A 25,179-nucleotide genomic window follows, 5' to 3' on the forward strand; every position below is an offset into this window, starting at 1 on the left:
CACCCGGCCCCCTCAGGCCGTTCGGAAGTCGTCGTCCGTGGCAAGAACTCGTGAGGCAGCCAACCGAGCTGATCCTGGAAACTTTCCAAGGGTCGCACCCGCCCGCTAGGATGTTCCGGTTTTCACAGCACTTTTCCGGGACAAAGGCTTCATGGAGCGTCGGGTCCTCATCGTCGAAAGCGATCATGAATTAGCGCTCAGCATGGCCACCGTGCTCAAGGGCTCGGGCTACCAGACCGCCCTGGCTGAGACGGCGGCTGACGCGCAGCGTGAGCTGGAGAAGCGCCGGCCAGACCTGGTCGTCCTCCGTGCGGAGTTGAAGGATCAGTCCGGCTTCGTCCTCTGCGGCAACATCAAGAAGGGCAAGTGGGGCCAGAACCTCAAGGTGCTCCTGATCTCCTCCGAGAGCGGCGTGGACGGCCTGGCGCAGCATCGTCAGACGCCGCAGGCGGCCGACGGCTACCTCGCCTTCCCGTTCGCGCTGGGCGATCTGACCGCATTGAGCCACGGCATCGTGCCGCCCGGCACGGATGACACCGGCGCGTCGCTGGAGGCCGCGCTGAACGGGACGCGCGAGGCGCCCCCGCCCATGCCTCCGTCGCTCAAGGCCGCCGCGGGTGGGCCGCCGAAGCTGCCCAAGCGCGAGCGCCGCAGCGCGATGACGGAAGAGGACCGCGCGTTCCTCGACCGCACCTTCCAGTCCATCGCGGACCGCAAGGCGGAGCTGCTCGCCGAGTCCCGCCAGCTCAAGCGTCCGCCGCCGCGGCGCGAGCTGATGGGCACGCCGGAGGGCAAGATTCAAATCCTCCGCGACGAGCTGAAGACGCGCGAGGCCCAGCTCGCCCGCCTCTCCGAAATCTGGAACGTGCGCGAGCGTGAGCTGCTCTCCGGCGAGGACCGCATCCACGAGAAGGACGTGGAGCTCCAGGGCCTGAAGATGCAGGTGGATGACCTGCTGCGCCGCTTCAACGAGGCCCAGCAGGCGACCATCCAGAAGGAGCGCGAGCACGGCGCCACCGTCGACGACCTGCTCCTCCAGAAGTTCTCCGCGGAGAAGGACCTCATCGAGGTCGTCGCCTCCAAGGAGAAGGACATCAACCTCCTGCGCCGGGAGGTCTCCCGCGCCGAGGAGGAGCTGAGCCGCCGCGCCAGCGAGCTGGAGCACGGCCGCAACGAGTACGACAAGCTGGAGAAGCACCTGGGCGTCGTCACGCTCGAGTTCGAGGTCAAGGAGCAGAAGCTCCAGGACACCGTCCTCGCGAACGAAGGCGAAATCGCGCGGCTGACGAAGCGCGGTGACGACTTCGAGACCGAGCTGAACCGCACCATCAGCGAGCGCGACGAGCGCTTCGCCGAGCTGGACGGTGAAATCCAGGCCCTCCAGGAGCGGCTGCAGCAGACCGAGCAGGAGCGCGACGCCACCGTGCGCGGCCTGGAAGCCCGCGCCACCCGCGCCGAGGAGCACGGCACCCAGGCGGACGCGGAAATCCACCGGCTCAACGCCGAGCGCGATGCGCTGGAGGCGAAGCTCAGCCAGCAGGTCGCGGACCTGGAGACGGACCTTACGCGCACCACGGGCGAGCGCGACCAGCTCCGGCTGGACAAGGACGCCCAGGAAGCCGAGCTCACCCAGCGCGTCGAGGAGCGTGACGCGAAGCTCGGCACGCTCGAGCGCGAGCTGTCGGAGACCATCGCCCGGAACGAGCACACCGAGGCGGAGCTCAACGCCAACATCCAGCAGCAGCTGGAGCGCATCGGCGAGCTCGAGGGCGAGGTCGAGGCCGCCAAGGCGCACCTGGAGGACCGCGAGGCCGAGCTGACCGCGGAGCTCCAGGCGCTGGGGCAGGCCAAGGACGAGCTGGAGACGGACCTCAACGACCGGCTCCAGGCCCTCTCCCAGGCGAAGGACGCGCTGGAGGCGGACCTCTCCCGTCAGCTGGAGGAGCTGCGCTCCGCCAAGGCCGAACTGGAAGCGGACCTCACCGGCCAGATTCAGGCGCTCACCTCGCAGCTCGAGGAGACGCAGCGGCAGCTCGATGACTCGCAGCGGACCGGCGAACAGCTCTCCGCGCGCCTGGCCCAGTTGGAGGACACCGTCACCCAGCGCGAGGCCACCATCGAAGCCCTGCAAGGGGACGTGGCCACGCGCGACCAGCGCATCTCCGAGCTGAGCGGAGACCTGGAGGCCACCAGCCAGACGCTGACGCAGACGCAGCAGACGCTGGCGCAGACGGAGCAGCAGCTCGCCGACACGCAGCACACCCTCGCCAGCACCGAAGGCACGCTGGCGGAGACGCGCGGCGAGCTGGACGCCACCAGCCAGACGCTGGCGGACACGCAGGCGCGCCTCGCGAACACCGAGGGCACGCTGGCGCAGACGCGCGGTGAGCTGGACGCCACCAGCCAGACGCTGGGCCAGACGCAGCAGACCCTCTCCGACACGGAAGGCGCGCTGGCCGAGACGCGCGGCGAGCTGGACGCCACCAGCCAGACGCTGGGCCAGACGCAGCAGACGCTGGCCCAGACCGAGGACACGCTGGCGCAGACGCGCGGCGAGCTGGACGCCACCAGCCAGACGCTGACGCAGACGCAGCAGACACTGTCCCAGACGGAAGGCGCGCTGGCGCAGACGCGCGGCGAGCTGGACGCCACCAGCCAGACGCTGGCGCAGACACAGCAGGCGCTGGCGCAGACCGAAGGCACGCTGGCGGAGACGCGCGGCGAGCTGGACGCCACTACCCAGACGCTCCAGCAGACACAACAGACGCTGGCGCAGACCGAAGGCGCGCTCCAGGAGACCCGCGACACGCTGGCCCACACCACCCGCGAGCGCGACCAGCGCACCGCGGAGCTGGCCGACCTGGGCGCCGCGAAGGACGCGCTGGAGCAGGACCTCACCGGCCAGATTGGCCAGCTCCGCGCCGAGCTGTCCGAGACGCAGGGCCACTACGAGGCCGAGCGGGCCGCGCACGAGAAGCTGGCCGCGGAGACGAGCGCGCACATCGGTGACCTCACCAGTGAGCGCGACGGCCTGCGCTCCGAGCTGGAGGCCACCAGCCAGACGCTGGAGCAGACCCAGGGCCAGCTCGCCTCCACCCGCGACGCGCTGGCGCGCGAGCAGCACGCGCACCAGGAACACCGGAAGGCCGCCGCGAGCACCCAGGCCACGCTGGAGGGTCAGCTGGCCGAGGCACGCGCCCATGGCGAGGACCTGGGCGAGCACCTCACCCTCACCAAGCACGAGCTGGGCACGCGCGTCGCCGAGGTGACACAGCTCACCGCCACGCTGGCGCAGACGGAGAACACCCGGGCCCACCTCGAGGAGCGGCTGCACACGCTCACCGAGGAGTCGCAGCGCCGCGAGGAGCTGCTCCAGAACGACCTGACGCAGAAGGGCACGGAGCTGTCGGACACGCTCCGCAAGCTCACCCACGTGACGCAGGAGAAGATGCGTCAGGCGGAGGTGCTCAACCGCGAGGTCGCCACCCGCACCGAGCAGCTCAAGGCCCTGGAGGCCAAGCTCCAGACGCAGGCCACCGAGGCCCGCCGTCAGGCCGAGGGCCTGGGTCAGCAGATCGCCGGGCTCAACGAGCAGCTCGAGCAGGGCCGCAAGGCGCTGGCGGGCCGCGAGGACCAGCTTCGCGCCGCGGGCGCCGCCCAGCAGAAGCTCACCGCCGAGCGGGACGGGCTCGCGGGCCAGGTCCAGCAGGCCGAGGCCCGGCTCCAGCAGCAGGCCCAGCAGGCGAACCAGGAACGCGCCGACGCCAGGCGGGCGGCGGATGAACTGGCCGCGAAGCTGGCCAAGGCCGAGCAGCGCATCGCCCAGCTCACGCAGGACGCCCAGACGCAGGCCACCGAGGCCGACGCCAGGGCCAAGGACCTCCAAGGCCAGCTGAGCACGCGGGCGAAGAAGATCCAGGACCTGGAGCTGGCGGTGGAGAACGCGCAGGGCGCCAAATCCCGCGCGGAGAAGGAGCTCAACGCCAAGGTGGCCGCCGCCGAGAACAAGGCCCACGAGGCCACCACCCGCCTGGCCTCCGCGCAGAAGGAGCGCAAGGACCTGGAGGCGCGGCACGCCAAGGAGCAGGAAGAGCTCGCCGCCAAGCAGAAGGCGGAGCTGGAGCGCCGCGACGCCATCAAGGTGCAGGAGGTCACCCGCCTGCAGCAGTCCGTGCAGGAGAAGAGCAAGGCCCTCAAGGTCGCCGAGCTGGAGCTGGCCCGCTACAAGAGCAAGTCCACCACCGCGGCGGCCAAGGCCGCCGCCAAGCCCGCGGCGCCCCAGGACGACGACCTGGCCGTGAGGACGCAGCTCAACCAGGTCATCCCGCCCGCCGCGGCCCCTGCTCCGGCGGCCCCGGCGAAGAAGCCGGCCGCCAGGCCTGCGGCCCAGGCCGCCGCGAAGAAGGCCCCTGCCCCGGCTCCCGCCCAGCCGGCGGCGCTGAGTGACGAGTCCGAGCCCACCGACCGGACCCTGCTCATCCAGCTGCCCACGACCAAGGAAGACGACGACTGGACGGCCCTGGTGGACGAGCTGGACAAGTAACGGCGCCGGGACTCCGGCACCCCGCCGGAATCCCGACGGCCCCGGCCTCGGAACCCCGAGGTCTCAATGAAGCGGCCCTGACATCCGTGCCCTGGTCGGGCAGGTGTGTCAGGGCCGTTTCAGCTCCCACCCAGGAGGCGTCGAGCGGCGCCCTCGCGCGCTCAGAGCGCGGCGCGTGCCTCGCGGACCAGCTCCTTGAAGTGGAGCGTGGAGACGACGTTCCGGAGTGACACCACGCGGCCCCCACTGTGGGCCTCCTCCTGGGCACGGCGCCAACGGCTGCGGAGTGTGCGCAAGGAGACGTAGGCCAGCAGGAGCGGGAAGCCGCCCGGAAGCAGGACGACCGCCACCATCATCACCATCCGCAACCACGCCCACGCCATGACCGCTGACCTCCCTGAGTACCGATTCGAGGCCATGAGATGCACGACGTGTGCCCACGGTGCGCAGAATATTTCCCTCCGGAGTTTCGCAGGGTTGCCCGGCGGCGAGGCGGACGGGCCACGGAGATGACGCCGGAACCCTGGCATTTTTGCCGCAGTCGCCTGGAGGGCCTCGGTTAAGTTCACCGGGTGAGCACCCCTTCGACGGTTGAGAGCCACGCCTTCACCAGCGTGGAGGACGCGGAGAAGCGCCTGGAGCAGGTGGGCTACCTGTCGTCGCCGGAGATCGCCACGGCGGCCTTCCTGGCGGACCGGATGGACAAGCCCATCCTGGTGGAAGGCCCCGCCGGCGTCGGCAAGACGGAGCTGGCCAAGGCCCTGGCCCAGGCGCTGGGCCGCGAGTTCATCCGGCTCCAGTGCTACGAGGGCCTGGACGAGGCGAAGGCCCTCTACGAGTGGGAGTACGCCAAGCAGCTGCTCTACACCCAGCTCCTCAAGGACAAGATTGGGGACATGGTGCAGGGCACCACCACGCTGGCGCAGGCGGCGGACCGGCTGGCCTCCAGCGACGCGGTGTTCTTCTCCGAACGCTTCCTGCTGCCCCGCCCGGTGCTGCGCGCCCTGCTCTGCGAACACCCCGCCCTGCTGCTGGTGGACGAAATCGACAAGGCGGACCCGGAGTTCGAGGCCTTCCTCCTGGAGGTGCTCTCCGACAACGCCGTCACCATCCCCGAGCTGGGCACCTTCCGCGCGAAGCACGTCCCCCGCGTGCTGCTCACCTCCAACGCCGCGCGCGAGCTGTCCGACGCGCTCAAGCGCCGCTGCCTCCACCTGCACATCGACTTCCCGGACCGCGAGCGCGAGCTGCGCATCGTCCGCTCGCGCCTGCCCCAGGTGCCGCAGGTGCTGGCGGAGCAGGTGGTGGAGGCGGTGGCCGCCATCCGCTCGCTCGACTTGAAGAAGGCGCCCTCCATCAGCGAGACGCTCGACTGGGCCCAGAGCCTGGCGCTGCTGAACGCGGAGCAGCTCACCGCCGACGTGGTGGCCTCCACGCTGAACCTCGTCCTCAAGTACGAAGGCGACATCGAGAAGGCGAAGTCCAACCTCTCGCAGATCGCCCAGGCGTGAAGGGCCCTCGAAGCGCGTGCTGCTGAAGGAACGCTTTCAAATCACCCGGCCGCTCGAGGAGATGGAGCTCCGCCTGGTGCGCGCGTCGCTGGCCAACGCGGCCCTGGTCGACCCGCGCGAGGAGGCCATCCTCCGCACCGCCCTGTCGCTGGCGCGCCTCTACAAGGTGCGGCACGACGGACGCGACGTGGGCGTGGGCGCGCTGCTCACCCCGTTTCGCGAGGAGGTGGAGCGCCGCCTGGGCCCCATCCTCCAAGCCCCCTTCCCGCCCACGAGGGATCGGCTGATGCCGCACGTGAAGGACCTGCGCCAGCACGCCGCGAAGGCGCGCGACACGGTGGCGCAGCGGCTGCGCGGGCGCGTTCCACCCGAGGCGCTGGACCGGGAAATCCGGCAGAAGGAGCTGGTGCTCGTCACCGGCGGCGGAGGCGGGACGGCCTACGTCTACCTGGGCGCGATGAGCCTCCTGGATGAACACGGCCTGGAGCCGCGCCTGCTCGCCGGGACGTCCATGGGCGCCATCCTCGCCATCATGCGCTCGCGCCTGACGCGCTTCGACCCCACGGACATGATCAACATCGTCCGCGGGCTGTCCTTCCGGAAGCTCTTCCGCTTCATCTCCACGGAGAGCCGCTATGGCCTGCCCGCGGCGCTGCGGCTGTTCCTGCGCGCGGGGCTGGGCCGCTTCTTCGGCGCGGGGCCGGAGAGCAGCGGCATGCGGCTCAGGGATTTGCCGGTGCCCACCCTCATCGCCGTGGGCGGCATCCGCCGCGGCATGCTCCCCCGGCCGTTGGAGTACTACGAGCGCCTGCTGGGCGTCAGTCCGCTGGGCCTGCTCAACCCCGCGGGCGTGGCGCGCCGCATCCAGGCCGCCATGGGCGCCATGGCCGAGCTCTTCACCCGTCCCGAAATCACCGCCCGCCTCTACCTGGGCGCGGACGACACCACCGGCGACTTCGACGCGCTCGACGCCGCGGGCTTCTCCTCCGCGCTGCCCGGGGTCATCCACTACGACGTGCTGCGAGAGGACCCGGGCATGCACACGTTGGTGGAGGGCCTCATGGGCCAGCACGGCGTCGCGCGGCTCATCGACGGAGGACTGGTGGACAACCTGCCCGCCAAGGAGGCGTGGAAGGCGGTGGCCCGGGGCCGCATCGGCACGCGCAACGCGTTCATCCTCGCGCTCGACGGCTTCGCCCCGAAGCTGACCACGCCCTTCTGGCTTCCCCTCCAGCGGCTGGCCGCGATGACGGTGACGCCGAACCTCCCCTATACGCACCACGTCAAACGCTTTCCGCGAACACTGTCGCCGCTGGACGTCGTACCGTCGGTGGAACTGGCCTCGAAGGCGCTACACTTCGGCAGGGCGGCACTGGCGGAGGACATCCCGTTCCTCCGTCGGATGCTTACCCCCCTGCCACCGGTGCTGTGACTCTTTTCGGGACGAGAAACACGCTTTGACCTCATAGGTTTCGCTGGCTAGAAGGCCCGGGCGGTCCCACCCCTCAAACATCCAGGCGAAGGAACATCGAATGAGCTCGACCTCGAGTAGTGGCGTGCGCGCCGAGCAAATCTGGCTCGACGGCCGGCTGATGAAGTGGGACGAGGGCCACGTGCATCTGATGACGCACGCGCTTCACTACGGCCTGGGTGTCTTCGAGGGCATCCGCGCGTACAAGACGCACGACGGACGGCTGGCCGTCTTCCGGCTGCGTGAGCACATCCGCCGGCTGCTCGACTCGGCCCACATCATCATGCTGAAGATTCCGTACACCGAAGACGAGCTCTTCGACGCGTGCGTGAATCTGCTCCGCGCGCAGAAGGACCTGTTCGCCAACGGCGCGTACCTGCGGCCGGTGGCCTTCATGGGCGACGGCGCCATGGGCCTGGGCGCGGTGAACCCCACCCGCACCGCCGTGACGGCCTGGGATTGGGGCGCGTACCTGGGCGACAAGGGCATGAAGGAAGGCATCCGCGCCAAGGTCAGCTCGTACACGCGCATGCACGTCAACGTGAACATGGTGCGCGGGAAGATTACCGGCCAGTACGTCAACTCCATCCTCGCCAAGCGCGAGGCGGTGATGGCGGGCTACGACGAGGCCATCCTCCTGGACGTCAGCGGCTTCGTGGCCGAGGCCTCCGGCGAGAACATCTTCCAGGTGAACAAGAAGGGCATCATCAAGACGCCCCCCCTGTCCTGCCCCATCCTGGATGGCATCACCCGCGACACGGTGCTGCACATCCTGCGCGACAGCGGCCGCACGGTGGAGGAGGTCACCTTCACCCGTGACGCGCTCTACATCACCAACGAGATCTTCTTCTGCGGCACGGCGGCGGAGATCACCCCGGTGCGCGAGGTGGACAACCGCCAGGTGGCGGACGGCAAGGTCGGCCCCGTCACCCGGCACGTGCAGGACATGTACTTCCGCATCGTGCGGGGCCAGGAGCCGAAGTACGCGGACTGGCTCACGTACGTCTGAGCCGCCCCGCCGCGCCCCCCTCTTCGGCCTGGGAGGGGGGCGGGCAGCCAGGGAAGACGCCACGTCCCGCGCCCGAGCACGCCTTGAATGGGCTAGAACGGGGCTTGATGGCTCCTCCCGCTGGCTACGACTACGACGACAATCCGTTCAAGCTTGAGAACCCATCCATCCTCGACATCGCTCCACCGGAGCCGAAGTCGGTGGAGGACACGGGGCTCAAGATGGGCATCCTGTCCGACATCGCCCTGAAGTACCTCTATTACTCGGGGACGGGCACGGGCATGGGCATCGCGGACGAGATGCGCCTGCCGTGGCCGGGCGTCATCGAGCACGTGGTGGACTTCATCGCCACGGAGAAGCTGGTGGACCTGCGCGGCGGCAAGGGCTTCGGCCGCGCGTCGGTGGAGTTCATCCTGTCGGAGAAGGGCCGCGAGTACGCACGGGACGCCCTCACCCGCACCACCTACGTGGGCCCCGCGCCGGTGCCGATTGAGCAGTACAACGCGCTCATCACCAGCCAGACGGAGGAGACGCCCGTCGTCAGCCAGGAGGAGCTGGTGATGGCGCTCAGCCACCTCACCGTCCCCGCGGAGCTGATGGACAAGCTGGGCCCGGCGGTGAACTCCGGCCGCTCGCTGTTCCTCTACGGCTCCCCCGGCAACGGCAAGACGAGCCTGGCGGAGGCCGTCTCCAACATGTTCGGCGGCGAGGTGTTCGTCCCCCACTGCCTGGAGATTGGGAATCAGATCATCCAGGTCCACGACAGGCTCATCCACACGCCGGTGTCGCTGGAGGCCGGCGGGGATGCCTCCGGCCGCAGGCAGACGTTCGAAATGGACAACCGGTGGCTCGTGTGCCGCCGGCCCTCCGTCGTCGTGGGCGGCGAGCTGACGCTGGCGATGCTGGACCTCATCTATTCGGAGAGCACCCGCTTCTACGAGGCCCCGTTCCAGGTGAAGGCCAACGGCGGCATGCTCCTCATCGACGACTTCGGCCGCCAGAAGGTCCACCCCACGGACCTGCTCAACCGGTGGATTGTCCCTCTGGAGAAGCGGGTGGACTACCTCACCCTCCACACCGGCAAGAAGTTCGAAATCCCCTTCGACCAGCTCCTCGTCTTCTCCACCAACCTGGACCCCAAGGAGCTGGTGGACGAGGCCTTCCTGCGCCGCATCAAGTACAAGATTGAGGTCGGGAACCCCGACGAAGAGGCTTACCGGGAAATCTTCAGTCGCGTCTGCGAGGCAGCGGGAATCCCGTACGTGGACCAGGCCGTCACGTACCTCATCGAGCACTACTACAAGCCCCGGAGCATGGAGCTCCGCTCGTGCCACCCTCGGGACCTGGTGAGCCTCATCCGGGACGCTGCGCGCTACCGGCAGATGCCTCCGGCGCTCTCCAAGGACCTGCTCGACCAGGCGTGCGAGGTGTTCCTCGTCAATCTGTAATGATTTCGTTGTTACAACCGCGCGGAATTTCTAGAATCCACGCGCCGTTGTACCGCTCGGCCGCATGCTTCGAGTACCGCCCGCGGCGGACCCGCAGCGAGAAGGAGCCGCAGTCCGTGAAGGAACGCTACCAGGACATCGACGAGAAGAACGAAACGCTGCGTGGGTACCTCGACATCTACAAGGACAAGCCTGACGCGCGCGAGTTCTTGGACAAGATGGAGATGTCGTGGATCTACCACGACGCCGCGCTGGAGGGAGTCGTCTACACCCATCAGGAGCTGATGGCCGCGCTGTTCCCGCATCGAACCAGCGCGGAAGCCTCTATGATTCCGGTGGTCCTCGAAATCCGGAACCACAAGGCCGTCTGTGACTTCCTCCGTGAGGAGGCAGCGGGCGCCAGGAAGCAGGCGCAAATCACGCTGACCACCATCAAGCGAATACACGACCTCTTCCTGGGCAACACGCCGGAGGCCCAGACGGAGCGCGCGCGCATGGAGCGCCGCGAGCGCACAGAGAAGGAGCTGGCCAAGGAGCGGGACAGGTCCGGGCTGCGCAAGGACATGCCGCTGCACCGCACGTACTTCCACGACATCTCCCAGCCGGCGAAGATCCAGCCGGAGTTGGAGAAGCTCGTGGACTACACGGCCAGCGCCGAGTTCCGTGAGTTCCACCCCATCAAGCAGGCGGCCACGGTCCAGCACAAGTTCGTGCAGATCTTCCCGTTCACCGAGCACAGCGGGAAGGTGGGGCGCATGTGCAGCAACCTCATCCTGCTGCGCAACGGCTACATGCCCGCCGTCATCCACTCCATCGACCGGCAGCGCTACTACGAGTCCTTCCGGGGACCCGTGGCGGGCTTCCGCACGGTGCTGATGGACGCGATGGAGAACTCGCTCGACAACGGGATGAAGTACTTCCGGGACTTGGGCCGCAAGTTCAAGGCGCTGAACAGCTAGCCCACGTCCCACGGCGGCCCGGCGAGGGGGCGCGCAGGCTCACGCGCCTCCCGCGCGCCGTGAAGAGTCCGGGGTCCGTCGACACCATTGGTGTGTTGGCAACAGACCCCGGATTCTCGAATCCCAGGACGGGAGGAAGTAAGAAGAATACCCATGCCCGTGACACAGTCCCTCAACAGCCGCCGCGGAACCGGAAACTCGGGAGGCGAGCTGACGGAGCCCCCGCCAGCGCGGCTGGCCCATATGCCAGCCCGAGACAAGCTGGAGCGGCTCCTGCGAGTGGCCCAGGGCCACCACAAGGCGCTCATCCTCACCCACGACAATCCGGACCCGGACTCGCTGGCGGCGGCGGTGGCGCTGGCGCACCTGCTCGAGCGCAAGGCGGGGCTGAAGGCCCACGTCGGCTACGGAGGCATCATCGGCAGGGCGGAGAACATCGCCTTCGTGAAGGTGCTGCGCCTGCCCGTCTCGCACGTGTCGACGCTCGACTTCGACGAGTATGACTTCTTCGGGCTGGTGGACACGCAGCCCAAGGTGGGCAACCACTCCCTCCCCGCGCGGCTGGAAGCGCACGTGGTGGTGGACCACCACCCGCTGCGGCAGGAGAGCCTGGAGTCCCCCTTCGCGGACGTGGGCGGCGACTTCGGCGCCACGTCCACCATGCTGGTGGAGTACCTGCGCGCGGCCCGGCTGGAGCCCTCCGTGGAGGTGTCCACCGGCCTGTTCTACGGCATCAAGGCGGACACGCGGGACTTGGGCCGGGAGACGACGCCCACGGACGTGGACAGCTACCTGTGGCTGTTCCCGCGCATGGACAAGACGCTGCTGGCGCAGATTGAGCATCCGGAGCTGCCCGCGCGCTACTTCCAGCTCTACCACACGGCCTACGAGCGGGCGAAGGTGTACGGGACGGCCATCGTCACCGACCTGGAGGAGGTCTACTCCCCGGACATGGTGGCGGAGGTGGCCGAGCGGCTGATGTTCCTCGAAGGCATGAAGTGGTCGCTCGCCTTCGGTTCGTACCGCAACCAGCTCTTCCTCAGCTTGCGCGTGAAGGACCGGCGGATGAACGCGGGGCGCCTCATCCGTGAAATCTGCGAGGACTACGGCGGCTCCGCCGGCGGCCACGGCAGCATGGCCGGGGCGCGGCTGCCGCTGTCCGGGAAGCTGGCGCAGCGCAAGGCGCTCAAGCGCGAGCTGGTGGCCAAGTTCCTGGAGGCGTTCGGCGTCGCCGACGAGCGGCCCGTGTCGCTGCTGTACGCGCAGGACTCGTGACGTACTGGGACTACAACGCGGCCGCGCCGGTGCGCCCGGAGGTGGCGGCGCTGCTGTCGCGCGCCTTCGCGTCCAGCGGCTTTGGCAACGCGTCCAGCGTGCACCAGGAGGGCCGCGCGGCCCGGGCCCGGCTGGACGCGGCGCGGGCGAAGGTGGCCCGCGTGCTCGGCTGCGAGCCGAAGGAAGTCAGCTTCACCGGCTCCGGAAGTGAGGCGGACGCGCTGGCGCTCGTGGGCGCCTGGCACCTGCGCCCCCAGCCCGAGCGCCGGCGGGTGGTGACGTCCGCGGTGGAGCACCCCGCCCTGCTGGGCGCGGTGGCGCAGTTGGAGCGGGAAGGCGCCCACGTCGTGCGGGTGGCGCCCGGTCCAGAGGGGCGCGTGCGCGAAGCCGACCTGCTGGAGGCCCTGACGCCGGACACGGCCTTGTGCTCGTTGATGTGGGCCAACAACGAGACGGGCGTGCTCCAACCCGCGCGGGAAGTCGCGCTCGCGTGCCGACAGCGCGGCGTGCTGTTCCACACGGACGCGGTGCAGGCCGCGGGCAAGGTGCCCTTGTCCCTGCGCGAGGTGGATGCGGACCTGCTGTCTCTGTCCGCGCACAAGTTCGGCGGCCCTCCTGGCGTGGGCGTGCTGCTGGTTCGCAAGAGCGTGGACGTCCGCGCGCTCACGCCGGGCCACCAGGAAGGCGGCCGGCGCGGGGGGACGCAGAACGTGCCCTATGCGGAGGCGCTGGCGCTCGCACTGGAGCTGGCCGCCGAGGAGCTGCCGGAGACAGCGGCGCGGCTGACGGCGCTCCGCGACGCCTTCGAGCGCGAGGTGACGGCGCGACTGCCCGGGGTGCACGTCAACGGCGGCGCGGCCCCGCGCGTGCCCAACACCAGCAACCTGCGCTTCGACGGCGTGGAGGGTGAGTCGCTGCTCATCGCCCTGGACCTGGAGGGCATCTGCGTGTCGTCCGGCGCCGCTTGCGCCTCCGGCACGCTGACGCCGTCGCATGTCCTGCGGGCCATGGGCCTGTCGCCCGCGCAGGCCCGAGGCAGCCTTCGCTTCAGCATGGGACCCGGTACGACGGAGGCGGACGTGGCGCGCGTGGTGGACGCGCTCGTCCTGCATGTTCCGAAGGTCCGCGCGCTGGCCGGCTAGGACATGGGGCGCCGGCTCAGGGGAAGCCGGAGATGGAAGGTCGACCCCTCGCCCAGCGCGGACTTCACCGACAACGAGCCCCCGTGCAGCTTCGCCAGGGAGGAGGCGATGTAGAGGCCCAGGCCATGGCCCTGGGCAGGCTCGCCATCCGCCCGCTGGAAGCGCTCGAAGACGGAGGGAAGCGCCCCCGCCGAGATGCCGATGCCCCAATCCCGGACGTGGATGTCCGCCAGCCCGGGGTGCAGACCGAGGCCCAATTCGACGCGTCGTGTCTCGCCTCCGTACTTCACCGCGTTGGAGAGCAGGTTGTTGAGCACCTGCCGCACCCGCTCCCCGTCGAAGGGAAGGAACACGGGCTCCTCGGCGCCCCGGAGCGCGAAGTCCACCTGCGGTTCCAAATCACGCCACTCCTGGATGAGCTCCCGGAGGAAGCCAGCGATGTCGCCCTGGCTGGGCCTCAGCTCCACCTTGCCTTCGGACAGGCGCGAGGCGTCCAGGATGGAGGAGATGAGGTGGTTCATCCGGTCCAGTTGCCGCAGGACGGCCTCCGCCGAACGGACCTCGTCCTCCGCGCCCCGCTTCTCCACCTTGCGCAGCAGAACCTGGGCGTTGAGGCGGGCCGAGGAGAGCGGCGTCTTCAGCTCGTGAGCCACCCAGTTGAGCACCTCCTCGCGGGCCAGGATGGGCCCCCTGCGCGTGTACGAGGAGGCCTTCGGCTCGGTGAGGGTGGGCACGGCCACGGGCGGACGCTCGCGAAGGGCGTTGGTGACGGCCTCCTCGAACGTGTTCAGGTCCACCGGCTTGGCGAGGAAGACGTCCGCCTCCTCGCGGCCCGCGGGCCGCGCGGCGCTCAGCAGCACGAAGGGCACCGACGAGAGGCTCGGCTCCGACCGCATGGCGCGCAGCAGCTCCATGCCCGTGCGGTGGGGCATCATGTGGTCGCTGACCACCAGGGCTGGCGGCTCCGTGCGTGCCAACATGAGCGCGTCTTCTCCATTGTGGGCCCGGATGGCGCGGTAGCCGAGCGCCTCCACGACCTCGGCGAAGACCTCGAGCAGGGCTTCCTCGTCCTCCGCGATGAGGACGCCGCTCATTCCACGGCCCCGATGCTCGTCCCGAGCGGCCGGGCCTGCCCCGTCAGCAGCCCCTCCGCGGAGCGCAGCGTGTCCAGGACCTTCATCCCCGTGTCGGCGATCTGGAACTCGCGCAAGTCGTTGTCGTACTTGCTGTCGCGCATCTTCAGCACCGAGAGGAGGCGGTGGATGCGTCCGCGCAGCTCCACGTAGCGCAGGAGGAGCAGGTTCTCCCCGAGGGTGGCGACGGGCGCGTCGCTGAAGTCAAGCTCCGTGCCGGCTACCTTGGAGACCTCTCGCGTGTACAGCGTCGTCACCCCCGCCCGGCGCAGCTTCTCCGCGAGCGCGGCCAGGAACAGCGGCCTGCGCTCCCGCTCGATGATGGCCTGCTCCAGCGTCGTGAGGCCATCAATGACCAGCCGCTTCACGTTCAGCCGCGCCACCTCCTGGAGGATGCGGTCCATCACCAGGTCCGCCTCCAGCTCCATCGGAGGGATGTACAGGTAGGTGAGCATGCCGCTCTTCACGCAGCGCTCCACGTCCAGTTGGATGCGCCGCGCCCGGGCGGCGAGCGACGCCGTGGAGTCATGGAAGGAGACGAAGAGGGAATGCTCTTCCCGTCGCGCGCCCTCCGCCGCGAAGTGCGCGGCCAGCAGCGTCTTCCCGATGCCCATGCTTCCGGCCAGCAACGTGGCGCTCGTGCGGGGCAGACCGCCCTCCATCAAGACGTCCAGCTCCGGCAGCCCGAAGCTGGCGCGCTCCTGGGGCGGGGCCACGTCCTCGCCCGTGGGCTCCAGGGCCTCCAGGCGCGGGATGAAGGACACCCCGTCCCCGTTGATGCGCATCAGGTGCTCGCCCATCAGGTGTGGCCGGCCGCGCAGCTTCACGACCTCCACGCGGCGCATGCGGCGGGCACCGTGCTTCGACACCGACAGTGAAACCAGGCCGTCCACCGTGGTGGCCTCGGGCAGCGTCAGCAGCTTCTCCAGGGGATATTCGGTGGTGAAGAGGCCGACGCAATCCGCCGCGGCCAGGCCAATGCCCAGCTCGTAGAGGAACTCGCGCAGGCGCGCCTCGTCCTGCCAGAGGTCCCGGATGGCGCGAAGGCCATCAATGAAGAGCAGCTTCGCGCCCCGCTTGCGCGCCGTCTGGATGATGAGGTCCCGCGTCTCCTTCGCGCCCTGCTTGAGCGACGAGTAGGCGCTCATCACGAAGAGCTTTTCGTCCAGCAGCTCCTCCTTGAAGAAGCTGAAGCTGCTCAGCTCGCCCACGAGCTTGTCGTGGGGTTCGGACGTGACGGTGACCACCACGACGGGCAGGCCTCGCGCCGCGGCCAGGAAGGCCAGCTGGCTGCACAGCACCGTCTTCCCGCTGCCCGGGTCTCCGGCCACGATGATGGATTGTCGCCTGGGGATGCCTCCGCCCAGCAGGGTGTCGAAACTTGGGATGCCCGTCGCGAAGAGCGACCACGTCCGGTGATCCATTCAGGATCCATCGCTTGAGCTGGCGGGTGAGGGAAAGCGCGCGACGCTCAACCGCCAGAAGGAGCGCGCGCAGGAACACTTTCAGCGCGCTCCGTTTTCGAGACCTAACAATCCGGACGCGCGGGGCCAAGCCTCCGCGTCGGACTTCAAGGCCCGATCACGCGCCAGATGCACGCTGTTGGACAGGTGTGAAGCGCGTCGCTACCAGGACTGTTCCGGGAGCGGCTGCTCGCGGACGTCCTCGTCGGGCTGCCCGTAACCGGGCATCCCGTCCTCCCGGGCTTCATCCGCCTTGGAGGTCCGCGGACGCTCGCGCTCCTCGGGCTCGGGTGCGGACTGCTCCGGCTTTGGCTGCTTGGGCTCGTTGACCATGTGAACTCCTCCTGCACGCGACACCGCGCGGCGGAAGGAAAGGTCGTCATCGTCCTGGACGGCGGGCAGGGGCGGTCGAGCGGACAACGGGGTGCCCGCTCCCCTACCCCGCGCGCGAGCCCGGCGTCGGCGGCGACTCTCCGGGCGGCGGCGTGGCGCGCACCTCGTCACTGGCGCCGAAGAGGCCGCGCACCACGGCGGCGATGGCCAGCGGCGTGCCCACGCGCTCGTCGTAGTGGGGCGCCAGCGCCTGGGCGAACTCCTCCGCCGTCGGGAAGCGGTCCTCGGGACGCTCCGCGAAGGCCCGGGCCACCACGGCCTCCAGCGCCTCCGGGATGTCGGGCCGCAGCTCGCGCAGGGGCCGGTACTGCCGGGCACGGATGGCGTTGAACACGGCCTCCGGCGTCGGGCCCGTGAAGGGGCGCTCCAGCGTCAGCAGCTCGTAGAGCACCACCGTGGCCGCCCACAGGTCGGCCTCCGGGCTGACCTCGCCGAGCAGCGATTCAGGGGACAGGTAGTAGGGCTTGCCCAGCACGTCGCCGCCCTGGAGCTTGCCGTCCACCAGCACGCGCGACACGCCGAAGTCGCCCAGCTTGATTTCCCCCACGCGGGAGATGAAGACGTTGGACGGCGACACGTCGCAGTGGACGATGCCCAGCGGCTCGCCCTGGGGCCCCGCGGCGGAGTGCGCGTACGCCAGCGCCTCCAGCAGCACCTTGCCCAGGTACACCGCGAAGTCGAGCGGCAGCGGAATCCCGCGCACCTTGCAGCGCCGGAGGATCTGCCCCAGGTCGCGGCCGTCCACCAGCTCCATCACGATGAAGTAGATGCCCTCCAGCTCGCCGGCATCCAGCACCGTGACGATGTTGGGGTGGTGGAGCTGCTTGGACAGCTGCGCCTCGCGCGCGAAGAGCGCCACGGACTCTGGATCCCTCGTCAGCGCGGGCAACAGGCGCTTGAGCGCCACCGTCCAGCCCTCGCGCGGACCGGACAGCACCCGGGCCCGGTACACCTCCGCCATCCCGCCCTTGCCCAGCACGGAGAGGACTTCGTAGGTGCCGAAGACCCGCATGGTCTTCGGCGGGGATGTCGGCTGGCTCACGGCGTGGAGTTTCCGGCCCCCGCCGGCGGGCGGCCGAGGATCCGCTTTCGGGTCCGCTGCTGCTGCATGAGCGCTTCAAGGTCCTTGATGTCCTCGCGCAGCGCCTGCTCCGCGACCGCCTCCGACGCGCGGCCCGCGGGCACCCAGCCCAGGTCGAAGGCCCTGCGCAGGGACTCGCGCGAGCGCGCGCGGCTGCCCTCCCGGAGGTACGCGTAGGCCAGCCACAGGTGGACGTCCGCGCGCCCCAGCCCCTTGCCCGCCTCCAGCGTCTTCACCGCGCGGACCACGTCATTGAGCGCCAGCTGGCTGGCCCCCAGGCCCACCACCGCGGAGGCGTTGCGCGCGTCGCGCGACAGGACCAGCTCGAAGTGGCGCTGCGCCACGCCCGCGTTGCCCGCGGCCAGTTGACGCTGCCCCTCCTCCAGGGGTGACACCTCGCCCTGCCGGCCCAGCCCCGCGGCCACCTGCGCCGCTGAGGAGTTCGCGCCGTCCGCCACGGCCGTGGTCGCTGAAGCCGCGCGCGCCGGCTCCACCGCGTCCGCGTCCCGGGACAGCGGCCGCAGCAGCAGGAAGGAGTCGTTCTTCAACACCGGCGAGCGGCACCCGTCCTTCAGGCGGAACAGGGCCGTCATCACCCCATCTTCCGGGTTGAACACGACCAGCGCGGGCTGGTTCACCCGCGGCTCACAATGGGGACCCAACTGGCAGAGCAACACCTGGCCCACCAGGACGTTGTCCTGGAACTCGCCAGAGAGCACCTCCGTATCGGGTTCGAATCCGCAGGGTCCGCCAGTCGCGAACCCCACCAGCCGGTCTCCCTGCATGCGCAGGGACACCGCGCCATAGGAGTCCCCTTGATAGGCGTTCGACACCGTGGGCGGTCCCGCCCACGCGAGGCCGGAGGCAACGGAAAGAACCGTCGCAAGACCCTTGTTCAATAGCGAGGGCGGCATATGTGGGTGGATTCGGGCTCTTTCCATCATAGAGGCCCCGCGCCTGCCTTGTAAACGCGCGAGGATGCCTTGACCCCGCCGCCCCCCGTCCTTATCATTTCCAAAGACTCTGGCGGGAATTCCCAATAGATTCGAGGATTTGCAAGCACTGTAGCTTTGTTCAAGGGCTGTCCCCTGCGGGGCGCGTGATGCTCGGCAGAAATTCGAACCGATACGTCCATTCCGGGGTCCGTTTCGGTCTCCATGTGCAAGCCCTCCCCTCTCACGAGGGATGAGGGAAGCCTGCGGAGACATGATTTCGGTCCCCACCTGGCTTTTAGAGGGTTCAATGGACGCCGGGCACACGGCCATGCTGCGGGGGACTTTTTCTGTGGAGCGGCGTCGGTGAGCGAGACGGTGGTGGAAGAGGCGGCGGCGAGGAAGCAGACCCTACGCGAAGAGCTCACGGCGCGCCGGAAGGCGATGACGCCGGATCTCATCGATACACGGGGTCTCAAGGTTCAGTCTCGGTTTCTGGCGGCGCCGTATTATCAGAAGGCGCGCACGGTGGCGCTGTACGCCCCCATTCGGGGGGAAGTGCCAACCCGGGATATCCTGATTGCGGCGTTGCAAGACGGCAAGATTGTCTGCTACCCGCTCTCCCATGTTCACGGGCGGATTCTTTCGTTCCGTGCCATCAAGTCGGAAAGCGAGCTGGAGCCGGGGCGGTTGGGGGTGCGTGAGCCCACCAACTCCGCGGACCTCATCGCGGTGGACCAGATTGACCTCTTCGTGGTGCCGGGCCTGGGCTTCACCCGGGAAGGCAAGCGGCTGGGGCGCGGGGGCGGTTACTACGACGCCACCCTCCGCGCGGCCAGTCAGCGCAGTCGTCGGGTGGGACTGGCCTTCAATGACCAGGTCGTCCCGGTGCTGCCCACGACTGGGGATGACGTCGACATGGACCTGGTCGTAACGGAGTCTGAGTCCCTGCGCGGCCTGTACCGCGACTGGGACTTCCTCGATACGTGAAAGTCCTCTTCATGGGAGACGTGGTGGGCCGCCCGGGACTCCAGGCGGTCCGCACGCTCCTTCCAAGGGTCCGCGCGCAGCACGGCGTGGACGTGGTGGTCGCGAATGCGGAGAACAGCGACCAGGGCTCGGGCATCACTTCAGAGACGGCCCACTACCTGCTCGACAGCGGCATCCAGCTGCTGACGAGCGGTAATCATTTCTACTCCAAGAAGGCCATCCTCCCCTGGGTGAAGGAGCATCCGGACCTGCTCTTGCGTCCGGCCAACTACCCCAAGGGCACGCCGGGCAAGGGCCACACGGTGGTGAAGCTGCCGGATGGGCGCGCGCTGGGCGTCATCAACCTGGAGGGGCGCGTCTTCATGCGCACCGAGGCCAGCCCCTTCGAGGTGGTGGAAGGGCTGGTGGAGGAGCTGCGCCAGCAGACGCCCTGCATCCTGGTGGACATGCACTGCGAGGCCTCCAGTGAGAAGAACGCCATGGGCGTCCACCTGGATGGGCGGGTGTCCGTGGTGGTGGGGACGCACACGCACGTGCAGACGGCGGATGAGCGCATCCTCCCCGGCGGCACGGCCTTCATCACCGACGTGGGCATGTGCGGACCGCTGGACTCCGTCATCGGCATGAAGAAGGAGTCGTCGCTGACGCGCTTCCTGGGCAAGCCCGCGCCCTACGAGGTGGCGGAGCGGCTCGTCTACCTGCAAGGCGTGGTGGTGGACATCGACGACGCCACCGGCCGGGGGCGGAGCATCCACCGCGTCCGGGAGCACCTGCCAGGCACCTGAAGCCCGGTGGAGGAAGTGCGTCCACGGCTGGCGCACTTCGGGTAGCTTGCGGCGCCATGAATCCGGACGCGCTGCGCAAGGCGACCCCCGAGGAGCAGTTCGAAGAAGTGACCCGTGGCACGGTGGACCTCCACGTGCCCGAGGACCTGAAGAAGAAGCTCCGGTACTCGTATGACACGGGCAAGCCGCTGGTCATCAAGGCGGGCTTCGACCCGAGCCGGCCGGACCTGCACCTGGGCCACTCGCTGCTGCTCACGCGCATGCGGCGCTTCCAGGAGTTCGGCCACACGGTGGTGTTCCTCATCGGGGACTTCACGGGGTTGATTGGCGACCCGACGGGCCGCAACGCCACGCGCCCGGCGCTCACGCGCGACGAGGTGAAGGCCAACGCGGAGACCTACAAGCAGCAAGTGTTCAAGGTGCTGGACGAGGCCAGGACGCAGGTGCGCTTCAACTCCAGCTGGCTGGACACGCTGGGGACGGAGGGCATGATTCGCCTGGCCTCGCGCTACTCCGTGCAGCGCATGCTGGAGCGCGACGACTTCAAGAAGCGCTTCCGCGGCGAGGTCTCCATCTCCATCCACGAGTTCCTCTACCCGCTCCTGCAGGGCTACGACTCGGTGGTGCTCAAGGCGGACGTGGAGCTGGGCGCGACGGACCAGCTCTTCAACCTGCTGGTGGGCCGCCAGTTGATGAAGGAAGAGGGCATGGCGCCGCAGGTCATCATGACGGGCCCCATCCTGGAGGGCCTCAACGCGAAGGCGGTCGACGGGAAGATTGTCGGCGACAAGATGTCCAAGAGCCTGGACAACTACGTGGGCATCGACGAGCCGGCGGACACCATCTTCGGCAAGTTGATGAGCATCACCGATGACCTGATGTGGCGGTACTGCGAGCTGCTCTCCGCGAAGACGCGGATGGAGCTGGCGGAGATGCGCGCCCAGGTGGAGTCCGGCGCGCTGCACCCCAAGGCGGTGAAGGTCGGCTTCGCGCAGGAGATGACGGCGCGCTTCCAGGGCGAGGAGGCCGGGAAGAAGGCCGCCGAGGACTTCGAGAAGCGCTTCGCGAAGAAGGAGCTGTCCACGGACGAGCTGCCCCTGGTGGAGGTGTCCCTGGGGGGCGCGGAGAAGCTGCCGGTGACGAAGCTGCTGCCGGAGACGAAGCTGGTGACCTCCGCCACCGAGGCCCGCAAGCTGATGGCGCAGGGCGGCGTGCGCGTCAACGGCGAGAAGGTGCAGGACGCCAAGGCGGAGCTGGGCGCCGGTGAGTACACGGTGCAGGTGGGCAAGCTGAAGGTCGCCCGCGTGAAGCTCGGTTGAATCTCCGGCCGGTGACGGCCGTCGCAGGCGCAGGACGAGCCCCCCTGCCCCTCCCTCCGAGGGGCATGGTGGGGACTGCTGTAGACTCTCGTGCGCCATGCGTCTCTCCCTCCCGTGTCTCGCCCTGTTGCTGGTCGCCTCGCTGCCCGCCCTCGCGGGCCGCGGCGTCTTCGTGTCCGACGTCACGGTGGACGCCGTCGAGCAGCCCGAGTCCCGCCAAATCGTCTTCACGGTGGAGGCCGGGAGGCCCTACCCCCTGCTCAAGAAGGGCGGCCCCAAGCGCGCCTGGTGCAAGCTGAGCGGCGCGTCCGCCGAAGGCTGGGTGTTGTGTGAAGGCGCGCCGGAGGCCACCGTGCCCGCGGCCCCGAGCGCGGCGGCCCTGGTGGCCGCGGACCGGGCCCAGGGCCTCGCGTCGCGAGCGGCGGCCGGGGAGGGACAGGCGACGTCCAGCGGCCGGCAGGTGGTGCTGAAGGGCCCCGCTGGCAGCGCGGCTGCTCGGACGGCGGACGGGAGCGCTGGTGCGTTCGACGAGGAGCAGGCGGGCCCCTCGGAAGCGACGGCCGCGAGCTGGAAGCCGGCCACCGGCTGCGCGTCGACGTGTGACAACGCGCCGCTGTTCGTGAAGCCGCCTCCCCTGTCGGCCATGGACCGCGAGGTGTTGGCGTTGTGCCCCGCGCGTCCCGACGTCAGCGTGAGCGAAGGCGACGTGCGGCGCTTCCTCTCCCGCCACTACGACGACCCGCGCCTCCAGCGGGCCTTGTCCGTGGCGGGCCGGCCCGGCGCGCGGCAGGCCAACCTCGACTGGCTCACGGGCCTCTGGGTCAGCACCGGGCCTCGCAACGCCTTCACGCACGTCTTCTGCGGCGACGACTGGCAGCGGGGCCCCATTGGCGGCCTGCACTTCCTGCCGCGTTATGCCCAGCTCGAGGCGGAGGGCCGCCTCTGCTACCAGGGCCCGGCGCGCGGCGACGCGGCCTTGAAGGGTGACGCCTACACCATCCGCTTCAAGGGCATGGCCCCCTGGTCCTGCGGGAAGAAGCACATCGGCGGCTTCTCGCGCTCGCCGGACGCGGTGGGCATCCTGTCCATTGGCACGCGCGCCTTCGCCCGCTGCTGCGCGCGCGGCGGGGCCAAGAAGGAAGGCGGCGTGTATTCGGCGCCGGACCTGGGCGGGACGAACTGGCGCGTGTGGTGTGGCACGCGCAATGGCACCTACGGCATCGCCACCCTGCACCCCACGGACGACAAGGCCACCTGCGGGGAATGAGCCCGGGATGAAGGACCCACTCCCCGCCGTGGGCCGCGCTACTTCGCCGCGCCCACCGTGAGCACCGCCCCGGCGGAGTACGCGGTGAACTCCGGCGCGTACATGGACTGCACGGTGGCGGGGCCCACCTTGAACTGGCCGGCCATGTTGGCGCGCAGCCGGTACTTGAAGGTGTACTCACCGGCGGGCAGCTGCTCGAAGAAGAAGTTGGTGCCGGAGTCCCGCGTCTCCTCGTACCAGACGATGCCCAAATCCCAGCGGTGGCGGGACTGCACGTTCTCCGGCTCCAGGCCCGCGGCGCGTGGGTCTCTCAGGTGCACGTACTCCGCCGCGTGCTTCGCGCGCAGGGAGAGCTGCACCTCCACTTCGTCTCCGGGGAGCACCACCGCGCCCTCCGCCAGCGGCACGAGCAGGGCGTCCCGCCCCTGCCGCTCACGCAGGAAGTAGCGCCGCGACACCTGGAAGAAGTCCCCGCGGTCGCTGTCCGGCAGCTTCTCCGTGGAGAAGTGCCACGTCGCGGACGCGAAGGCGAAGCCCGGCGTCGTCTTCTCCACCACCACCGAGCTCATCGTCGCCGGATTCAGCTCCGGCCCGGGCACGACGACCTGGTTCTTCTTGCCCGTGTACTCGTCCGGGGCGAAGGACATGCGCACCACGCGCGGGCCCACCGTCACCTGGGCGTCCTCGCGCACGCCCAGCGCGCCCTCCGCCTGGAGGTACTTCACCAGCGCGTACAGCGACTCCGCCGTAGCGCGGGTGGACTTCCAGTGGTTGAGCTTCTTGTTCAGCAGCAGCCACTGGACCAGGCCCTCGCGGCGCGCGTCCTTCGGATTGAGCTCCGTCAGCGTGCGCAGCGCGAAGGCGTGCGTCTCCGTGGTGTCGTTGTACCAGAGCCAGCTGCGGTCCTCCTGCGCCCAGTAGGTGCCCAGCTCGGGGCTCGTCTTGGCGGAGTCCATGACGCTCTCCCAGACACGGTGGGCGTCCGCGTCGCGCCCCGCGCGCTTCAGCGTCAGCGCCAGGTAGCCCTTGAGGTAGGGCGAGTGCTTCTTCCAGTGCTTGTCGCTGAACGCGAGCATCCGCTCCCGCTCCGCCGCGGTGAGCGCATCACCGGTGTAGCTCGCGTTCGGGTACGCGGAGGCCGTGTAGTTGAGGAAGGTGAGGAACTCCCAGCCGCGGTCCTCCTTCATCAGCTTCGTCGCGTACTCCTCGCGGAAGTGCCGCGCCAGGTAGCCCCAGGCGCCCCGGGTGATTTCCGGCGGGACCTCCACGCCGAACTCCATCGCGCGGGAGAGGCCATGCACGATGTAGAGCGTCATGTACGGCGACGGCGGGCCCCCCGGCCACCAGGGGAAGCCGCCGCTGGACGTCTGCGCCTTGCGGAGCTTCGCCAGCGCGGACGTGCGCTCGGCGGCGGCGACCTTCGGGTCCAACACCTTCACCAGACCGGCCTCCGGCCCGGCGCCGCCCTTCGCCAGCTCCAGCCAGGGCGTCTCCTCCAGCGCCATCTTCCGGTTGGGGTCCACCGCGTCCCACGTCTCCAACGAGGTGGGGCGCTCGCTCAGCTTCTTGGCCATCCGCGCGACCGACGGGTACTGCCCGTACAGGCTGGACAGGATGCCCGTCGAAACGAAGCGGTTGAGCGTCTGCTCCGTGCACTCGTAGGGGTAGTTCACCAGGTACGGCAGCGCCTGGAGCGCCGAATAGAAGAGCTGCGTGTCCACGGTGACGACCAGCTGCTCGTTCACCCGCGTCGGGTCGCCTCCCGCGCGCAGGTCCTCGAACCGCATCGTCTTGGAGTCCTTGCCCTTCAGCGTCACGAAGCGCGACTGCGCCAGGTGCATCCGGCCCGGTAACACCGGCAGCGGGCGCAGCTCACCATCACTGTGGTTCTCCGCGCGCGCCTCCACCCGGAAGGCCACGGGCCCCACCCGCGTGGGCGTGGTGAGCGGGAAGCGCAGGCGCGTCCCCTTCCCTGCCTCCACGCGGAAGGCCTGCGACGCCTGCTGGACGCCGAAGTCCGACAGCACGCTCTTCTGCAGCTCCAGGTCCTGAATGTCCAACGTGAGCGTGCCCTGCAGCGGGCGCGACGCCGCGTTGTTCACCATCACCTCCAGCACCGCGCGGTCGCCCTCGCGCAGGAAGCGCGGCACGTAGGGGCGCACCATCAGCTCCTTCACGCTCCGGGAGGTGCGCTGCAGCGAGCCGCCCTTCAAGTCACGCGTGACGGCGTGCACCCAGACGCTCCACGCCGTCACCGAGTCAGGCACGGTGAACTCCAGCGTCGCCGAGCCATCCTTCCCGGTGAGCACCTGGGGCGCCCAGAACGCCGTCTCCGCGAAGTTGGAGCGCAGCGGCTCCGGCGCGCCCGGGGCCGCGCCCTCGTGGTCAGCGCGTTGCTCCGTGACTTCCATCATCTTCCTTTCGGCCCGGCCAGACACCTCCGCGGGCGGCGGCGGGG

Annotated in this window: 19 protein-coding genes and 1 other RNA gene; 13 read left to right on the plus strand and 7 right to left on the minus strand. The window is 69.3% G+C overall.

What is annotated here, in order from left to right; all coding sequences use genetic code 11:
* Positions 1-151 precede the first annotated feature (151 nt).
* Entirely contained in the window at positions 152-4,543 is a 4,392-nt protein-coding gene (locus HV824_RS25785) for a response regulator (protein WP_176424474.1), read from the plus strand.
* Between the two features lie 161 nt (positions 4,544-4,704).
* On the opposite strand, the gene HV824_RS25790 is transcribed toward HV824_RS25785, so the two are convergent.
* Positions 4,705-4,926 carry a hypothetical protein gene (locus HV824_RS25790; RefSeq protein ID WP_176420895.1) on the minus strand — a complete coding sequence of 74 codons (222 nt, stop codon included), beginning with the start codon at positions 4,924-4,926 and terminating at the stop codon, positions 4,705-4,707.
* 189 nt (positions 4,927-5,115) lie between these two features.
* Here HV824_RS25790 and HV824_RS25795 point away from each other — a divergent pair, with 189 nt between their 5' ends.
* The 7 genes from HV824_RS25795 to HV824_RS25825 all read left to right on the plus strand — a co-directional run bounded on the left by HV824_RS25795 (position 5,116) and on the right by HV824_RS25825 (position 13,358).
* Positions 5,116-6,054: a MoxR family ATPase gene (locus tag HV824_RS25795; protein WP_176420896.1), complete on the plus strand. Its 939-nt coding sequence runs from the start codon at positions 5,116-5,118 to the stop codon at positions 6,052-6,054.
* A 16-nt stretch (positions 6,055-6,070) separates the two neighbouring features.
* A complete protein-coding gene (locus tag HV824_RS25800; protein ID WP_176420897.1) occupies positions 6,071-7,486 on the plus strand; it encodes a patatin-like phospholipase family protein in 1,416 nt (471 codons plus the stop codon).
* A 100-nt stretch (positions 7,487-7,586) separates the two neighbouring features.
* Entirely contained in the window at positions 7,587-8,534 is a 948-nt protein-coding gene (locus HV824_RS25805; protein ID WP_163782382.1) for a branched-chain amino acid transaminase, read from the plus strand.
* Positions 8,535-8,641: 107 nt separating this feature from the next.
* The gene (locus tag HV824_RS25810; protein WP_176420898.1) at positions 8,642-9,982 is read left to right on the plus strand and encodes an AAA family ATPase; all 1,341 of its coding nucleotides are present in this window, start codon (positions 8,642-8,644) and stop codon (positions 9,980-9,982) included.
* Between the two features lie 116 nt (positions 9,983-10,098).
* Complete coding sequence (locus HV824_RS25815; protein ID WP_240358231.1) at positions 10,099-10,941, plus strand: Fic family protein; 843 nt, start codon at positions 10,099-10,101, stop codon at positions 10,939-10,941.
* Between the two features lie 153 nt (positions 10,942-11,094).
* Positions 11,095-12,216, plus strand: a complete 1,122-nt coding sequence (locus tag HV824_RS25820) for a bifunctional oligoribonuclease/PAP phosphatase NrnA (RefSeq protein WP_176420899.1) — start codon at positions 11,095-11,097, stop codon at positions 12,214-12,216.
* Positions 12,213-13,358 carry a cysteine desulfurase family protein gene (locus HV824_RS25825; protein ID WP_176424475.1) on the plus strand — a complete coding sequence of 382 codons (1,146 nt, stop codon included), beginning with the start codon at positions 12,213-12,215 and terminating at the stop codon, positions 13,356-13,358. Before HV824_RS25820 ends, HV824_RS25825 begins: the two co-directional genes overlap by 4 nt.
* Here HV824_RS25825 and HV824_RS25830 read toward each other — a convergent pair.
* From HV824_RS25830 to HV824_RS25850, 5 genes are all read right to left on the minus strand, one after another.
* Positions 13,355-14,452 (minus strand): HAMP domain-containing sensor histidine kinase, encoded by a 1,098-nt coding sequence (locus HV824_RS25830; RefSeq protein WP_176420901.1) that lies wholly within the window; start codon positions 14,450-14,452, stop codon positions 13,355-13,357. The genes HV824_RS25825 and HV824_RS25830 overlap by 4 nt on opposite strands.
* The gene (locus tag HV824_RS25835; protein ID WP_176420902.1) at positions 14,449-15,915 is read right to left on the minus strand and encodes an ATPase domain-containing protein; all 1,467 of its coding nucleotides are present in this window, start codon (positions 15,913-15,915) and stop codon (positions 14,449-14,451) included. Before HV824_RS25835 ends, HV824_RS25830 begins: the two co-directional genes overlap by 4 nt.
* A gap of 201 nt (positions 15,916-16,116) precedes the next feature.
* A complete protein-coding gene (locus HV824_RS25840) occupies positions 16,117-16,287 on the minus strand; it encodes a hypothetical protein (protein ID WP_255208342.1) in 171 nt (56 codons plus the stop codon).
* Between the two features lie 103 nt (positions 16,288-16,390).
* A complete protein-coding gene (locus HV824_RS25845) occupies positions 16,391-17,389 on the minus strand; it encodes a serine/threonine-protein kinase (protein ID WP_176420904.1) in 999 nt (332 codons plus the stop codon).
* Positions 17,386-18,261: a tetratricopeptide repeat protein gene (locus HV824_RS25850; protein WP_368671044.1), complete on the minus strand. Its 876-nt coding sequence runs from the start codon at positions 18,259-18,261 to the stop codon at positions 17,386-17,388. The genes HV824_RS25845 and HV824_RS25850 overlap by 4 nt, the downstream gene beginning before the upstream one ends.
* 249 nt (positions 18,262-18,510) lie before the next feature.
* On the opposite strand from HV824_RS25850, the gene ssrS reads away from it, so the two are divergent.
* The 5 genes from ssrS to HV824_RS25875 all read left to right on the plus strand — a co-directional run bounded on the left by ssrS (position 18,511) and on the right by HV824_RS25875 (position 22,721).
* A non-coding RNA gene (gene ssrS, locus HV824_RS25855) (6S RNA) lies at positions 18,511-18,707 on the plus strand.
* 19 nt (positions 18,708-18,726) lie between these two features.
* Complete coding sequence (locus HV824_RS25860) at positions 18,727-19,350, plus strand: 5-formyltetrahydrofolate cyclo-ligase (protein ID WP_002639727.1); 624 nt, start codon at positions 18,727-18,729, stop codon at positions 19,348-19,350.
* Positions 19,347-20,135 carry a TIGR00282 family metallophosphoesterase gene (locus HV824_RS25865; RefSeq protein ID WP_163782390.1) on the plus strand — a complete coding sequence of 263 codons (789 nt, stop codon included), beginning with the start codon at positions 19,347-19,349 and terminating at the stop codon, positions 20,133-20,135. Before HV824_RS25860 ends, HV824_RS25865 begins: the two co-directional genes overlap by 4 nt.
* A gap of 56 nt (positions 20,136-20,191) precedes the next feature.
* Positions 20,192-21,454 carry a tyrosine--tRNA ligase gene (gene tyrS / locus HV824_RS25870; RefSeq protein WP_176420906.1) on the plus strand — a complete coding sequence of 421 codons (1,263 nt, stop codon included), beginning with the start codon at positions 20,192-20,194 and terminating at the stop codon, positions 21,452-21,454.
* 97 nt (positions 21,455-21,551) lie between these two features.
* Positions 21,552-22,721, plus strand: coding sequence for an EndoU domain-containing protein (locus tag HV824_RS25875; RefSeq protein ID WP_176424477.1), 1,170 nt, complete (start codon positions 21,552-21,554; stop codon positions 22,719-22,721).
* 38 nt (positions 22,722-22,759) lie between these two features.
* Here HV824_RS25875 and HV824_RS25880 read toward each other — a convergent pair.
* Positions 22,760-25,179 (minus strand): alpha-2-macroglobulin family protein (locus HV824_RS25880; RefSeq protein ID WP_303623442.1); only part of this gene is annotated, 2,420 nt, incomplete at its 5' end.

It is taken from the genome of Myxococcus sp. AM009, assembly GCF_013372605.1.
Classification (GTDB): Bacteria; Myxococcota; Myxococcia; order Myxococcales; family Myxococcaceae; genus Myxococcus; species Myxococcus vastator.

Coding starts and splice junctions, on each gene's coding strand:
- HV824_RS25785 (WP_176424474.1), top strand. CDS start 152: ATGGAGCGTCGGGTCCTCATCGTCGAAAGCGATCATGAATTAGCGCTC.
- HV824_RS25790 (WP_176420895.1), bottom strand. CDS start 4,926: ATGGCGTGGGCGTGGTTGCGGATGGTGATGATGGTGGCGGTCGTCCTG.
- HV824_RS25805 (WP_163782382.1), top strand. CDS start 7,587: ATGAGCTCGACCTCGAGTAGTGGCGTGCGCGCCGAGCAAATCTGGCTC.
- HV824_RS25810 (WP_176420898.1), top strand. CDS start 8,642: ATGGCTCCTCCCGCTGGCTACGACTACGACGACAATCCGTTCAAGCTT.
- HV824_RS25820 (WP_176420899.1), top strand. CDS start 11,095: ATGCCCGTGACACAGTCCCTCAACAGCCGCCGCGGAACCGGAAACTCG.
- HV824_RS25830 (WP_176420901.1), bottom strand. CDS start 14,452: ATGAGCGGCGTCCTCATCGCGGAGGACGAGGAAGCCCTGCTCGAGGTC.
- HV824_RS25835 (WP_176420902.1), bottom strand. CDS start 15,915: ATGGATCACCGGACGTGGTCGCTCTTCGCGACGGGCATCCCAAGTTTC.
- HV824_RS25840 (WP_255208342.1), bottom strand. CDS start 16,287: ATGGTCAACGAGCCCAAGCAGCCAAAGCCGGAGCAGTCCGCACCCGAG.
- tyrS (WP_176420906.1), top strand. CDS start 20,192: ATGAATCCGGACGCGCTGCGCAAGGCGACCCCCGAGGAGCAGTTCGAA.
- HV824_RS25875 (WP_176424477.1), top strand. CDS start 21,552: ATGCGTCTCTCCCTCCCGTGTCTCGCCCTGTTGCTGGTCGCCTCGCTG.